The sequence below is a fragment of the Streptomyces sp. GL_140 genome (genome assembly GCF_057834465.1).
Genome location: NZ_CM174404.1, coordinates 7,437,751 through 7,451,505, shown reverse-complemented (window position 1 = coordinate 7,451,505; position 13,755 = coordinate 7,437,751). Strand labels below are relative to the sequence as shown.

14 protein-coding genes are annotated in these 13,755 nt (G+C 71.6%); 5 read left to right on the top strand and 9 right to left on the bottom strand.

Translation table 11 applies throughout. The annotated features are described in order from the left end of the window. Window position 1: 1 nt before the first annotated feature. The 5 genes from AC3IYJ_RS34675 to AC3IYJ_RS34655 form a co-directional block, all read right to left on the bottom strand. Window positions 2-373, bottom strand: coding sequence for a cupin domain-containing protein (locus tag AC3IYJ_RS34675; protein WP_489398458.1), 372 nt, complete (start codon window positions 371-373; stop codon window positions 2-4). Window positions 374-462: 89 nt separating this feature from the next. After that, window positions 463-1,152, bottom strand: coding sequence for a hypothetical protein (locus AC3IYJ_RS34670; protein WP_489398457.1), 690 nt, complete (start codon window positions 1,150-1,152; stop codon window positions 463-465). A gap of 103 nt (window positions 1,153-1,255) precedes the next feature. Further along, the gene (locus AC3IYJ_RS34665) at window positions 1,256-2,002 is read right to left on the bottom strand and encodes a succinate dehydrogenase/fumarate reductase iron-sulfur subunit (RefSeq protein WP_489398456.1); all 747 of its coding nucleotides are present in this window, start codon (window positions 2,000-2,002) and stop codon (window positions 1,256-1,258) included. Next, entirely contained in the window at window positions 1,999-3,951 is a 1,953-nt protein-coding gene (locus AC3IYJ_RS34660) for a fumarate reductase/succinate dehydrogenase flavoprotein subunit (RefSeq protein WP_489403023.1), read from the bottom strand. The genes AC3IYJ_RS34665 and AC3IYJ_RS34660 overlap by 4 nt, the downstream gene beginning before the upstream one ends. Window positions 3,952-4,043: 92 nt before the next feature. After that, window positions 4,044-4,748 carry a succinate dehydrogenase gene (locus tag AC3IYJ_RS34655; RefSeq protein WP_489398455.1) on the bottom strand — a complete coding sequence of 235 codons (705 nt, stop codon included), beginning with the start codon at window positions 4,746-4,748 and terminating at the stop codon, window positions 4,044-4,046. A gap of 95 nt (window positions 4,749-4,843) precedes the next feature. Here AC3IYJ_RS34655 and AC3IYJ_RS34650 point away from each other — a divergent pair, with 95 nt between their 5' ends. Then, window positions 4,844-5,722 carry a LysR family transcriptional regulator gene (locus tag AC3IYJ_RS34650; protein WP_371619026.1) on the top strand — a complete coding sequence of 293 codons (879 nt, stop codon included), beginning with the start codon at window positions 4,844-4,846 and terminating at the stop codon, window positions 5,720-5,722. Window positions 5,723-5,753: 31 nt separating this feature from the next. Here AC3IYJ_RS34650 and AC3IYJ_RS34645 read toward each other — a convergent pair whose 3' ends face one another. Continuing rightward, entirely contained in the window at window positions 5,754-6,068 is a 315-nt protein-coding gene (locus AC3IYJ_RS34645; protein WP_489398454.1) for a hypothetical protein, read from the bottom strand. Further along, the gene (locus AC3IYJ_RS34640) at window positions 6,065-6,736 is read right to left on the bottom strand and encodes a TetR family transcriptional regulator (protein WP_489398453.1); all 672 of its coding nucleotides are present in this window, start codon (window positions 6,734-6,736) and stop codon (window positions 6,065-6,067) included. The genes AC3IYJ_RS34645 and AC3IYJ_RS34640 overlap by 4 nt, the downstream gene beginning before the upstream one ends. Window positions 6,737-6,867: 131 nt before the next feature. On the opposite strand from AC3IYJ_RS34640, the gene AC3IYJ_RS34635 reads away from it, so the two are divergent. After that, a complete protein-coding gene (locus tag AC3IYJ_RS34635) occupies window positions 6,868-7,944 on the top strand; it encodes an FAD-dependent monooxygenase (RefSeq protein WP_489398452.1) in 1,077 nt (358 codons plus the stop codon). A 1-nt stretch (window position 7,945) separates the two neighbouring features. On the opposite strand, the gene AC3IYJ_RS34630 is transcribed toward AC3IYJ_RS34635, so the two are convergent. Beyond that, window positions 7,946-10,129 (bottom strand): putative bifunctional diguanylate cyclase/phosphodiesterase, encoded by a 2,184-nt coding sequence (locus AC3IYJ_RS34630; protein ID WP_489398451.1) that lies wholly within the window; start codon window positions 10,127-10,129, stop codon window positions 7,946-7,948. After that, window positions 10,126-10,956: an SAM-dependent methyltransferase gene (locus AC3IYJ_RS34625; protein WP_489398450.1), complete on the bottom strand. Its 831-nt coding sequence runs from the start codon at window positions 10,954-10,956 to the stop codon at window positions 10,126-10,128. Before AC3IYJ_RS34625 ends, AC3IYJ_RS34630 begins: the two co-directional genes overlap by 4 nt. Window positions 10,957-11,272: 316 nt before the next feature. On the opposite strand from AC3IYJ_RS34625, the gene AC3IYJ_RS34620 reads away from it, so the two are divergent. From AC3IYJ_RS34620 to AC3IYJ_RS34610, 3 genes are all read left to right on the top strand, one after another. Next, on the top strand, window positions 11,273-11,977 hold the full coding sequence (locus AC3IYJ_RS34620) for a hypothetical protein (RefSeq protein WP_489398449.1): 705 nt from the start codon (window positions 11,273-11,275) through the stop codon (window positions 11,975-11,977). A gap of 33 nt (window positions 11,978-12,010) precedes the next feature. Continuing rightward, window positions 12,011-12,781: a bestrophin-like domain gene (locus AC3IYJ_RS34615; RefSeq protein WP_489398448.1), complete on the top strand. Its 771-nt coding sequence runs from the start codon at window positions 12,011-12,013 to the stop codon at window positions 12,779-12,781. Window positions 12,782-13,011: 230 nt separating this feature from the next. After that, window positions 13,012-13,659: a hypothetical protein gene (locus AC3IYJ_RS34610; RefSeq protein WP_489398447.1), complete on the top strand. Its 648-nt coding sequence runs from the start codon at window positions 13,012-13,014 to the stop codon at window positions 13,657-13,659. The last annotated feature ends 96 nt before the right edge of the window (window positions 13,660-13,755 follow it).

Below are 13,755 nucleotides of genomic sequence, written 5' to 3'. Positions count from 1 at the left end.
CCTAGGAACCGGCAGGCTTGGCGAAGTCCCCGTAGCCCTGCCAGTCGAGGACCACGCACGGCTCGTCGCCGAGCACCCAGGCGTCGTGGCCGGGGTCGATCTGGATGAAGTCCCCGGATCCCGCCTCGACGCTGTCCCCGTCGTCCATGACGATCTTCATGCGTCCGCTGACGACGTACCCGACGTGGGCGGCCTCGCAACTGTCGGTTCCCGCGATCGGCTTGATGTGCTGAGACCACTGCCATCCGGGCTCGAACACGGCGCGCCCCACCGGTCCGTGGCTGGTGTGGAGCAGATCGAGCCTGCCCTTGCCGTCTTCGAACTGACGCGTCTCGTCCGCGGAATCGAAGCCGCGGTGCACGATTCCAGACATGACCGGCTACCTCCAGGCGCACGACTGCCCCGAGTCCTCTTCTCAGACTACGCCCGTACTCCGTGGTACCCGGCCTTACCCGGCAGTACCTACGCGTCCCCGGAGAGCAGGTGCTGCGGCAGTTCCCGGAAGCTCCAGACGCCCTGCCTGCGCGTGAACATCCACACCAGGTCGTAGCGGTCTGGCCAGGCGGCGGGCAGTCCCAGCACCCCCTGAGCCCCGAGGCCCCGGATCAGGCGCGGCATGCCGGTGTGCTCCCAGCAGACGAGTACGGGCATCCGTGCCGCGAGCACCGCTCGGGCCAGGGCCGGCTCGGCTCCGACGGCGAACTCGGTGCGCACGCCCGTGTGGAGCCCGGCGGCCAGCGCCTCCACGGTCTGGCGGCACCGCGCGGGCGCTCCCGCCTGGCCGCCGGCCGCGAAGACCGCCTCGGGTCGGGGCAGGGCCGCGCCGCGGGTGGGTCCGAAGAGGGCGGGCAGTTCCTGGGCCCGGCGCCATCCGCGGACCGCGAGGAAACCGGGGTCCTCGTTGCCCTCCTCGTCCTCGCCGGTGTCCCCGGCGTACGGTTTCTCGGCGTGCCGGATGACCATGACCAGGGCGTCCTTGGCGGCCTCGGGTCCGGGGCGCGGGGTGCGCGGCCGCTCCTCCCCGGCGCAGCCGGCCACCGCCAGCGGGGCGAGGGCGGCGGCCAGCACGGTGCGGCGGCGCGGGCCGGAGCGGGAGACGCCCGCCCGGCCCGCGGCGTCCGGCTCCAGTTCTCGAACACGACCCAGGGGCATGGGGCCACTGTCGCCCATGCCCGGGAGGCCGGCCGCTCGCGGCACAGCGGCCACCGCACAGATCATCCGATCGGCGGATGACCTGCGCTTCGCGGTGCCCGGGTCAGCGCGGGCCCTTGCGGACCGCCCGCAGCCACTCCTTGTTCATGGCCGTGATGGAGGGCAGCGGTATCCCCTTGGGGCAGGCCGTCGCGCACTCTCCGGTCAGCGTGCAGCCGCCGAACCCTTCCGCGTCCATCGTGGCCACCATGTCCAGTACGCGGGTCTCGCGCTCCGGGGAGCCCTGCGGGAGCACGTTCAGGTGGTTGATCTTGGCGGAGGTGAAGAGCATCGCGGAGCCGTTGGGACAGGCCGCCACGCACGCCCCGCAGCCGATGCACTCGGCGTGCTCGAAGGCGTAGTCGGCGTCCGGCTTGGGAACGGCCGTGGCGTGCGCCTCGGGGGCGGCTCCGGTCGGGGCGGTGATGTAGCCGCCCGACTGGATGATCCGGTCGAAGGCGCCCCGGTCGACGACGAGGTCCTTGACCACGGGGAAGGCCGAGGCCCGCCAGGGTTCGACGTCGATGGTGTCGCCGTCGGCGAAGGCGCGCATGTGGAGCTGGCAGGTGGTGGTGCGCTCCGGGCCGTGGGCGTCGCCGTTGATGACGAGGCTGCAGGCGCCGCAGATGCCTTCGCGGCAGTCGTGGTCAAAGGCGACCGGGTCCTCGCCGCGCAGGGTGAGGTCCTCGTTGAGGGTGTCGAGCATCTCCAGGAAGGACATGTCCTTCGAGATGCCGTCGACCTCGTACGAGGCCATCGCGCCGGTGGCGTCGGCGTTGCGCTGGCGCCAGACGCGCAGGGTGAGCTTCATGCGTAGCTCCGCTGGGTGGGGTGGACGTACTCGAAGACGAGGTCTTCCTTGTGCAGGACGGGGGCGACGCCGGTCCCGGTGTACTGCCAGGCGGCGGCGTACCCGAACTCCTCGTCGCGGCGGGCGGCTTCGCCGTCCGGGGTCTGGGACTCCTCGCGGAAGTGTCCGCCGCAGGACTCGGCGCGGTGGAGGGCGTCGAGGCACATCAGCTCGGCGAGTTCCAGGTAGTCGATGATGCGATTGGCCTTCTCCAGCGACTGGTTGAACTCCTCGCCGCTGCCGGGGACCTTGACGCGCCGCCAGAACTCCTCCCGGATCTCGGGGATCCGGGCGAGCGCCTTGCGCAGTCCCGCGTCGGTGCGGGCCATCCCGCAGTACTCCCACATCAGTTCACCGATCTCGCGGTGGAAGGAATCGGGAGTGCGGTCCCCGTCCACCGCGAGCAGCTTCGCGAGGCAGTCGCGGGTCTCGCGGACGGCGGCAGCGGCCTCGGGGTGCGTGTCGTCCACGGCTTCCAGGTGCGGGTGGCGGGCCAGGTAGTCGTTGATGGTGGACGGGAGCACGAAGTAGCCGTCGCCGAGCCCCTGCATGAGCGCGGAGGCGCCGAGCCGGTTGGCACCGTGGTCGGAGAAGTTGGCCTCGCCGATCGCGAACAGGCCGGGGACGGTGGTCTGCAGGTCGTAGTCGACCCACAGTCCGCCCATCGTGTAGTGCACGGCGGGGTAGATCCGCATGGGGACCTCGTACGGGTTCTCCGCCGTGATCCGCTCGTACATGTCGAAGAGGTTGCCGTACTTCTCCGCGACGCTGTCCTTGCCCATCCGGCGGATGGCGTCGGCGAAGTCGAGGTAGACGCCCTGCCCACCGGGGCCCACCCCGCGACCCTCGTCGCAGACGTTCTTGGCGGCGCGGGAGGCGATGTCGCGGGGGACGAGGTTTCCGAAGGAGGGGTAGATCCGCTCCAGGTAGTAGTCGCGTTCCACCTCGGGGATGTCGGCGGCGGGGCGGGTGTCGCCCTTGGCCTTGGGGACCCAGATCCGGCCGTCGTTGCGCAGCGACTCGCTCATCAGGGTGAGCTTGGACTGGTGGTCGCCGGTGCGCGGGATGCAGGTGGGGTGGATCTGGGTGAAGCAGGGGTTGGCGAAGTAGGCGCCGCGCCGGTGCGCCCGCCAGACGGCGGTCGCGTTGGAGTTCATGGCGTTGGTGGAGAGGTAGAAGACGTTGCCGTATCCGCCGCTCGCGAGCACCACGGCGTCCGCGTAGTGCGTGTCGATCCTGCCGGTGACCAGGTCGCGGGCGACGATGCCGCGCGCCACGCCGTCGACGGTGATCAGGTCGAGCATCTCGGTCCGGGCGTGCATCTCGACGTTGCCCGCCGCGATCTGCCGCGAGAGCGCCTGATAGGCGCCGAGCAGCAGCTGCTGTCCGGTCTGGCCGCGGGCGTAGAAGGTGCGCGAGACCTGGACTCCGCCGAAGGAGCGGGTGTCGAGGAGGCCGCCGTACTCGCGGGCGAAGGGGACCCCCTGGGCCACGCACTGGTCGATGATCTCGACGGAAATCTGCGCGAGGCGGTGGACGTTGGACTCGCGGGCCCGGAAGTCGCCGCCCTTGACCGTGTCGTAGAAGAGGCGGTGCACGGAGTCGCCGTCGTTGCGGTAGTTCTTGGCGGCGTTGATGCCGCCCTGCGCGGCGATGGAGTGGGCCCGGCGCGGGGAGTCGGAGAAGCAGAACTGGACGACGTGGTAGCCCTGTTCGGCGAGGGTGGCACCGGCCGCGCCGCCGGCCAGGCCGGTTCCGACGACGATCACCTTGTGCTTGCGCCGGTTGGCCGGGTTGACGAGCTTGGCCTCGAAGCGGCGGCGGTCCCAGCGTTCGGCGATGGGGCCTTCGGGGGCCTTGGCGTCGGCGATCGGCTCGCCGGTGGTGTAGTCGGCGTAGGTCGCGCTCATGCTCTCGTCATCGTTCGCGTGGGCACAGGCACGGGCGTGGGCGTTGGTGCCGGTGTTGGCGTGGGCGTTGGTGTTCTCGTTCGCGCTCATGGTCAGCTCACCACTCCGGTCATGACGGCGACGGGTACGGACACGAAGCCCGCGAACAGGACGAGGGCGAGGGCGTTGGCCAGGAACTTGAGCGCCCGCTCGCGTCGGGCGCTGCCCGCGCCGAGGGTCTGGGCGGCGCTCCAGAAGCCGTGGCGGACGTGCAGGCCGAGGGCGGCCATCGCCACGATGTAGATCGTGTTGCCGTACCAGGTGGAGAAGGTGGCGAGTACGTTCTCGTACGGATGCCCCGCCCAGGCGCGCTCGTTGACGGTGAGCGTGGTGAGGTCGAGCAGGTGCCAGACGATGAAGAGGGCCAGGATGATGCCGCCCCAGCGCATGGTGCGGGTGGCGTAGCTCGCGCGGCGGCGCTTGTGGACGTACTTCACCGGGCGCGCCTTGATGTCGCGGCGGCTGAGCTGGTAGGCGCAGACCGCGTGCGCGACGACGGCGGCGACGAGGGCGACGCGGACGATCCACAGGGCCCATTCGTGGTGGAGGAAGGGCGAGCCGAGGGTACGCAGCCAGTGGGCGTAGCCGTTGAACTCGTCCGCCCCGAAGAAGATCTTGAGGTTTCCGAGCATGTGCACGACGAGGTAGCCGAGCATGATCAGGCCGGAGACGGCCATCACGGACTTCTTGCCGACGGATGAGTCCCAGAGCGTGCGCGTGGTGGACGGCCGTCGATCCGTCCGCGTTGCCAATGCCATGACATCGACCGTAGGGACCAAGGTCCCGAAAGGTCCAAGACATGGTGGAGCTCAAGTCGATAGAGAATGCCTATGTACGGCGTTACGCTGGGACGATGCAGTTCCAGCAGCTCGTCTACTTCGTCGCCGTCGCCGAGACCCGGCACTTCACGCGGGCTGCGGAGCGCGAACACGTGGCCCAGCCCTCCCTGTCCCAACAGATCAAGGCGCTCGAACGGGAACTGGGCGCCGAACTGTTCAGCCGGGCGCGCGGGAATATCGCACTCACGGACGCCGGCGAGACCCTGCTGCCGCTGGCCCGGCGGATCCTTGCGGACGCCGACACGGCGAGGCTGGAGGTGCAGGAGCTGGTGCAGTTGCGGCGGGGCCGGGTCCGGCTGGGGGCCACCCCGAGCGTGTGCACCGGCTTGCTGCCCGACGTACTGCGGGCATTCCACACCGCGCATCCGGGGATCGAGCTGCTGATCGAGGAGAGCGGCTCGCTGGATCTCGTACGGGAACTCGCGCGCGGGTCCCTGGACCTCGCACTGATCGCCCTGCCACTGCCGCCCTCGGCTCCGGCGCTGACCACGGTGGAGCTGCTGACGGAGGACCTGGTGGTGGTCTCCTCGGCGGCCCTCCCGCCCCCGGCGGGCGGCGGCCCGCTCACGGTGTCCGCGCTGCGCGACGAGCCGATGGTGATGTTTCGCCACGGCTACGACCTGCGGGACCTGACGGTGGCGGCCTGCCGCGCGGCGGGGTTCGAGCCGGTCTTCACCGTGGAGGGCGGCGAGATGGACGCGGTACTGGGCTTCGTCCGCGCGGGACTGGGCATCGCGGTGGTTCCGGCGATGGTGGTGGACCATGCGGGCCCCGGACTGCGCGCCACCGCCCTGGCGGGCTCCCCGCTGCGCCGCACGGTCGCCCTGGCCCACCGCACGGACGTGGCACCGCCGCGCGCGGCCCGCGAGCTGAAGCGCATCCTGCTGGGCTGAGACGGGGCGTGCAGCGGGGTGCCCTGCGGGCTTACGAGGCTGCGCGGCTGCGGGCCTCCGTGCCGCCCGTCACCGCGACACGGGCCGTCCATGCGTCCGACTCGCCGGGCTCCTCCCAGGTCACCGTGACGTCGACGTCATGGAACTCCAGGCACAGGCCCCGCACCATCTCGGCGGCGGCCTGCCGCGCCTCCTCGGGATCGGCGTCGGCGGGCACCGATCGAAGTCGCCCGCACATGATCGCCTGCCGCTCGGTCACGATGCTCGTCCGCCATTCACCGGACCCCGCGAGCAAGGTGAGCGACCGGGGCAGGCCGAAGGGCGGCCGCCACTTCTTGTCCCTCATTGGGCGCCGCTCCCGGGCGCGGGCGCCAGGGCCCCGTCGAGGCCGTCGGCCAGCATCGCGAAGGCGCGGTCGGCCTCGGCCGCCGCGATCGGGTGCGCCTCGTCCGCGGTCCGGCCGGCGTCGAGGCGGCGCCAGTTCTCCCGGCCCAGTTCGTGGCGGGTCGCCACCAGGTGCATGGCCGCCAGCCGGGCGGTGAGCGGGTCGGCCGCTTCGGCTTCGAGCACGGCGGCGAGCAGCTCCACCTCGCGGCCCGTGTAGTGGGCCATCCGCGATTCCAGGCTGGCGGTGGAGTAGAGCAGCCGCTGGAAGGCGAGGGCGTTCGGGTGGTCGCAGAGCCCGGTGATCGGATCCCGCTCGGCGAGGGCCGCCAGGAAGTGGGCGCGCACCGCCGCCACCGGAGTCTGGCCGGCGGGCCTGTCGCGCACGATGCGGGCCGCCTCGTCCTGGTGGTCGGCGAACCGGTCCAGGAGCAGGTCCTCCTTGCTGGGGAAGTACCGGAACAGCGTGGGCTTGGAGACCTCGGCGGCGGCCGCGACATCGGCCACCGAGACGGCATCGAAGCCCCGCTCCAGGAAGAGCTCCAGTGCCGTGGCCGCCAGCTGGCGGCGCGTACGGAGCTTCTTGCTCTCGCGCAGGCCCGTCACGCTCTCGTTGGGTTCGCTCTCCATGGGTCCAGGATAACACGAACGAGTGACCAAGTAATTTTCGTTACCCGGTTGCATTTTTGTTCGGGAGCCGCTTTCCTTGAGTCATCGACAACGGATCGATCGACAACGGATCGCCAACGAGAGGACCTCCGATGACCGACGTACTGATCGCGGGCTCCGGCCCCACCGGGCTGACGCTCGCCTGCGACCTGGCCCGCCGCGGCATCGGCGTGCGGGTCGTCGAGGAGCGGCCGGCGCCGCACCGCGAGTCCCGTGGCAAAGGGCTCACCCCGGGCAGCCTGGCGGTCTTCGGAGAACTGGGGGTGGCCGAGCGCCTGACGCCCGTCGGGCGCCGGGAGACCGTGCTGCGCAAGTACTTCGACGGGGCGCACATCAGCGACACCGTCGTGGGCGACGGGCTGCTCATCGGTCAGTGGCAGGTCGAGGCGGCGTTGCGCGAACGCCTCGCCGAGCTGGGCGTTCGGGTCGAGTACGGGGCCCGGCTCGCCTCGATCGCACAGGACGGGGAGGGGGTCGACGCGAAGCTGTCGGACGGCGGCGTCGTCCGGTCCCGCTATCTCGCCGGGTGCGACGGCGGCCGCAGCACCACCCGCGGACTGGTGGGCATCCCCTTCGAGGGGTACAGCGCTCCGGAGGAGTCGATGGTGATCGGGGACGTCCGGGCGCCGGGGCTGAGCCGGGACTTCTGGCATCAGTGGTTCACCTCGGAGGGCGGCGGGATACTGCTCTGCCCAATGCCGGGGACGGACACCTTCCAGCTCCAGTCCTCCCCCGAGCGGGACGAGCGGGGCGAGCCCCTGCCGCCGTCGGTGGACAGCTTCCAGCGGCTCTTCGACCGCCATGCGCGGATGCCGGGGATCCGGCTCGAGGAGGCCGGCTGGCTCTCGGTCTGGCGGGTCAACGTCCGCATGGCGGCCCGGCTCCGCGAAGGCCGGGTCTTCCTCGCCGGAGACGCCGCGCACGTCCATCCGATAGCCGGCGGACTGGGGATCACCACCGGGGTCGAGGACGCGGCAGCCCTCGCCCGGACGTTGGCCGCCGCCCTGGGCGGGCCGGCCGGGACCGGCGCCCCCGACTTGCTCGACGGCTACGAGGCCGAGCGGCTGCCGGCCGCCGCCGCGGTACTGGCTGACACCGCGGAGCGGCACGAGCGCGTACTGGCGGCCGTGCGGACCCCCGGCCGCGGGACGGAGGCGGGCCGGGGGTAAGTCAGAAGACGCTCGGGGCGGCGTCGGAGAGCGACAGGGCGTGGATCCGGTCCGGCGCGCCGGGGCGGGCGTAGTACCACCCTTGCGCCGTGTCGCAGCCGAGGGCTCGGAGCTGGGCGGCCTGGGCGCCGGTCTCCACGCCTTCGACCGTGACGGCGAGTTCGAGGCTGTGGGCCAGGGCGACGATGCCCTCCACGATCTTGACGTCGATCGGGTTGGCCGGGTGCTGCTGCATCCCCTTGGTGAAGGACCGGTCCAGTTTCAGGACGCTGACGGGCAGGCGGCGGAGGTTGGCCAGGTTCGAGTAGCCCGTGCCGAAGTCGTCGAGGGCGATGTCCACGCCCAGGGCGGCGAGGCGGCGCAGCGGTTCGAGGAGCTCGTCATCGGCACCGATCAGCGCCGACTCGGTGACCTCCAGGCACAGCGTGCCCGGAGCCAGGCCGGAGGACTCCAGGACCCGGACCGTGTCGGCGACCAGGCCGGGGTGGTGCAGCTGGGTCGGGGACAGGTTGACGTTGATCCGCAGGGTGGCGCCGCCCTGCTGGTGCTGCCAGTTGCGGGCCTGACGGACCGATTCTTCCAGGACCCAGCGGCCGAGCGGCACGATCAGCCCGGTCCGTTCGGCGAGCGGTATGAAGCGGTCCGGGCCCAGTACCCCGTGCTGCGGGTGGGACCAACGGACCAGCGCCTCCGCACCGTGCACGCTGCCGTCGTGCATGTGCACCAGCGGCTGGTACTCGATGAAGAACTCGCCGCGTTCCAGCGCCGCCGGCAGGGCGTTGGTCAGCCCGTGGCGGGTGATGGCCCGCGCGTCGGCCTCGGCGTCGGCGAACTCGAAGCGGTTGCCGCCGGCCGCCTTGGCCCGGTACATGGTGATGTCGGCGCTGCGCAGCACCTCGGCCGGGGTGCGCTCGCGCGCCGGGCCCTCGACGATGCCGATGCTTCCCCGGACGGTCAGTTCCCGGCCCTCCAGCCGGATCGGGACCGAGAGGGCGGAGAGGATCCGGACCGCGAGCTCGGTGGCCGTCTCCTCGGTGTCGGGGCCGGTGGTCAGCGCCACGAACTCGTCTCCGCCGAGGCGTGCGACCACTTCACCGGGCCCGGTCGCGCAGCTCTGCAGCCGGTCGGCGACCTCCACCAGCAGCCGGTCCCCCGCCGAGTGGCCGAGGCTGTCGTTGACCGCTTTGAAGCCGTCGAGATCGAGGTAGCAGAGACCGAAGCGGGTGTCGCCGGCCCCGCTCAGCGCCTTCTCCAGGCGCTCGAAGAACAGCGTGCGGTTGGGCAGCCCGGTCAGGGCGTCGTGGGTGGCCTCGTAGCGCAGCCGCAGGTTCAGCAGCCGGCGTTCGGTGGTGTCCTCCATCAGGGCGAGCTGGTACTGCGGCACACCCTCGGCGTCGCGCAGCAGCGAGACCGTCAGGTTGGTCCACAGGACGGTCCCGTCGTGCCGGTAGTACGGCTTCTCCACGCGGTAGCTCTCGCGCTCTCCGCGCACGAGTTCCCCGTACATCCGCCAGACGTGCGGGGTGTCCTCGGGGTGGCTCCACTCACTGACGTTGCGGCCCCGGACGTGCCCGTCCATGCCGCCGAACATCTGCAGCAGCGCGTCGTTGACCTCCAGGACGTTGCCCTCGAGGTCCGCGATGCCGATCCCGATGGCCGCGCCCTCGAAGACGGCCCGGAAGCGGGCCTCGCTCGCGTGCAGGGCCTGCTGGGCGTCGATGCGCGCGGTGAGCGCGGAGCGGGCGATGGCCTCCTGCTCCCTGAGGGTGCGCTCGCGCAGCGCGCGGGCGAATCCGGCCGCTATGGCGTGCTGGAGGCGGGCGCACCGGGAGCGGTACTCCTCGACGCCCTCCACACCCGGACCGTCCGGCCCGCAGTAGAGCACCAGGTACGACTCGACCACGCCGAGGGTGCCGGCCAGCGCCTCCGGGTCCGTGCAGTGGACGGCGACGAGCTCGGCCCCGACCTGCTGGCCCGCGGAGGCGTCGAAGGGGCGGGCGTGCAGGGCCTCGACGAGCGTGCGGGTGAGCGGCAGGAGGTGCTGCTCGAACTCGGTGCGGGTGAGCGAGGTCGCCGTGACGGGGAAGATCGCCCGCCCCCAGATGGTCGCGAACCGGCCGATCCGGTCCTCCAGCCCACCCTGCGGCGTGCTCGCGCCACCCGCCGTCTGTGCGGGCAGTCTCACGCCTTGCGTCCCACACCTGCGAAGCCCGAGAAGGCGAACGGGTCCTCGTCCACGGCCCCGCCCTCCGACTCCTCGGGCGCGTCGGGCCGCCAGTTGGGCATGGCCACCAGACCAGGTTCCACGGGCTCGAAGCCGTCGAAGAAGCGCTCGACCTGTTCGCGTCCCCGCATGACCAGGGGGTTGCGGATGTCGCGGTAGACGCCGACGGCCCCGCCCGCGACCTCCTCCGGGAGCGGGATCCCCTCGTACGAGGCGTGCGTGAGGATCAGGAGGCTGCCGGGAGCCAGCGCGTCGCGCAGCTCGGCGACGGCGGCGTAGGGCTCGTCCGAGTCCTCCAGGAAGTGCAGGACGGCGACCAGCAGCAGGGCCACGGGACGGTTCAGGTCGAGCACCCGGCCGGCTTCGGGAGCGGTCAGGATCTCCTGCGGCTTGCGCAGGTCGGCTGCGACGACCCCGGTCCGCTCGGTGCCTTCGAGGACGGCCTGGCTGTGGGCCACGGCCACCGGGTCGTGGTCGACGTAGACCACGCGTGCTTCGGGGCTGGCGGCCTGGGCGATCTCGTGGACATTGCCGAAGGTGGGGATGCCGGAGCCGATGTCGAGGAACTGCGTGACGCCTTGGCCGACGGCGTACCGGACGGCCCGGCGCATGAATGCCCGGTTGGCCTGCATGATCTTGGGCAGGCCCGGCAGGAATTCCATGGCGCGGCGGGCGGCCTGTCGGTCGACCTCGAAATTGTGCGAACCGCCCAGGTAGTAATCGTAGATGCGGGACACGCTGGGCACCGAGATGTCGATGCCTGGCGGGGCCCAGGCGGGGCGCTCCATCGGGGTCTCCAAGCCGTAGTCCTGCCGAGGTCCGGACGAGGTCGGACTCCTGTCCGAGCCGAATGTACTGATCATTGGCCAACGGAGCGAGCGAAAGCGGAAATTGGCGATCCGTTCTTCGTCACACGACAAACATGTGCACGGGATGACGTCCGGCGATTGATCGAAACCGACAAATACCTTTTGAGAAAAGACCGGTGACGGATCGAACACACTCCGAAGCTGGCCTAAACCTCCGTAGCCAACGGACCACCCGTTCAGGCGAACCAAAGCCAACCGACGCGTGTGCGTGCGCGCGCGACCCCATGCTCCCCGGGTGAAAAGAGCCTCTTCCAGGCGCCTGCTGGCGGTCCCGGTCCTGCTGTGGGCCGCGCTGTCGACCACACCGGCCATGGCCGATAGCAGCGCCTACGCGACGTACGACGCCGGTGACGGGGCAAGTGTCTTCAGCCTGGTCGCGTCCGCCGCCCACGGCGCGGCCGGGGGCAACCGGGGTGGCCGAGATCACGGAAATCGCGACGATCCCGGCCACGGAAACAGCCACGGCAAGGGCCGCGGTCACGACCCGGGCGACCACCACGGCGGGGGCCATCACCACGACCCGCCCTGCCCGCCGCCGCCCCCTCCACCACCGTGCCCGCCCAAGCCCACCCCGACCCCGACCCCCACCCCGAAGCCCACTCCGACCCCCGAGCCCACCCCGCCGCCCCCCGCACCCCCGCCCAAGCCGGCGCCGACCCCGCCGCCGCCCCCACCGCCACCGCCGCCCAAGCCCGCACCGAAGCCACCGCCACCGCCCCCCGTGCGCAAGGCGCCCGAGCCCGCGCCCGCGAAGCCGGCCCCGCCACCGCCACCGCCTCCCGTGGTGGTCCCGGCGGCCGCGCCCAAGAAGCCGGTCGCGCGCCCCAGCTACCACACGGCGGCCCTCAAGCCGATCGAACACCACATCTCTCCGGTGACCTTCACCTTGATGACCGCGGCCCCCGCGGTGCTCGCGATCATCGCGCTGCGCCCGCGCTAGGAACCACCGCCCGACCGTATTTTTGGAGTCATCTTGTCGGAATGGCTCGTCCTGTCCATCGCGATGGCGGCCGCGTGTGCCGTGGTCCTGTCCATCGCCTTCTTCAACCAGCGCCGCATCGGCGACGACGACGACCCGAGCGAGACCCCGGACGTCATCGAGTACATGACGATGATGATCGGGGTGATCTACGCGATCGTGCTGGGCCTGGCGATCGCCGGAGTCTGGGAAGGCCGGGGAGCCGCCCAGGAGTACGTGCGCCAGGAGTCACAGGCCCTGCACGAGGTCAGCGTCCGCTCCGAGGTCTACCCGCCCGACGTGCGCAAGAAGATCCGCGCCGATGTGGACGCGTACGTGACCTACGTCGTGGACACCGAATGGAAGGAAATGGCCGAGAACGGCAAACTCACCGACCGGAGCGGGGAGCTGCTGGAACGCATCCGCCGCGATGTGACGGACTACGAACCGCAGACCGACCACGAGGGCCAGGCCTACCAGCCGCTCGTGGACCAGGTCGCCGTGGTCGACGACGCGCGCAACGCGCGCGGCCAGAGCGCGGCGGCCACCATGCCGGGGGTGGTGTGGTTCGGGCTGACCGCCGGAGCCCTGGTGACGGTGGGGCTGATCTTCACCCTGCAGATCAGGCGCTCGTTCCGGGAGCTGCTGCTCGCGGGCCTGTTCAGCGCGCTGATCGCCTTCCTGCTCTTCCTCATCTGGGACTTCGACGCCCCCTTCGGCCGGGGCGTCGCCGCCACCGCCGAGCCGTTCTTCGCCCAGTTCCCGCATCTGGGCCTGCGCGACTGACCTGCCGGCGCCGCCGCGGACACCCCGGCGGCGCCCGCAGACCGGGTGAGCGCCCGGCAAACCGGGGACGGGCCCCCCGTCCCCGGTTCGGCCCACGCCCATGCCCCATTCGCCCGTTCCTGATCGCGGGTCACCGCGCCCGGACCTAGCGTGGCGGACATCGAGGCGCACGACCCCCCACGTGCGGAAACCGTTCCGCGGCTGCTCCTCGGGGATCCGGAGAATCAACCATGGGCGCGATACGCACCTCCCCCTCCTCCCTGTTGGGCGCCGCCGCCGCGGGCGCCGTCCTGATACTCGGTGGGGCCGTCGCCCCCGCCGCGAGCGCGGCGGCCGGGGCCGGATCCGGTTCGGAAGCTGCGCCCATCACCTCGTTCGGCTTCGCCATCACCCCCTCGACGGTCGCCCCCGGCGGCCAGGTGGTGCTGTCCGTCACCGGCTGCAACGCCGCCTACGCCACCGTCTCCTCCGGGATCTTCGACACCGTGAGCATCGAGCGCGGCAAGACCGTACGGGTCACCGTCGACCGGGACGCCCGGCGCGGAGCCCAGTACTCCGTCTCCTTCACCTGCAGCGGCGAGACCGGCTCGGCCGACCTCACGATCGCCGGCGGCACCGCGAAACCCACCACCAGCTCCACCGCCGGGACCCGTACGGGCTCCAGCGCGGGCACCGGTACGCGTTCGGGTACGAGCGCGGGGACGGGCACGGTTACGGGCGCTTCGCGCCGCGCCACCCTCGGTGTGCGCGGCGGCCTCGGCGGCAGCGTGGCCCGGATGAAGCCCCTGGAACTCGCCGCCGGCGGAGGGCTCCTGCTCGGCGGCCTGGTCGGCCTCGGCTACGCCCTGCGCCGCCGCGACATCCGACGCGTCCACTGAAGACGCGGCGACCGGAGCCCGGTGTGCGCGCCGCCCGAACCGCCGCCCGAACCGCCGGTCGCCCCGAGTCCTGGCCAGGACTCGGGGCGACCGGCG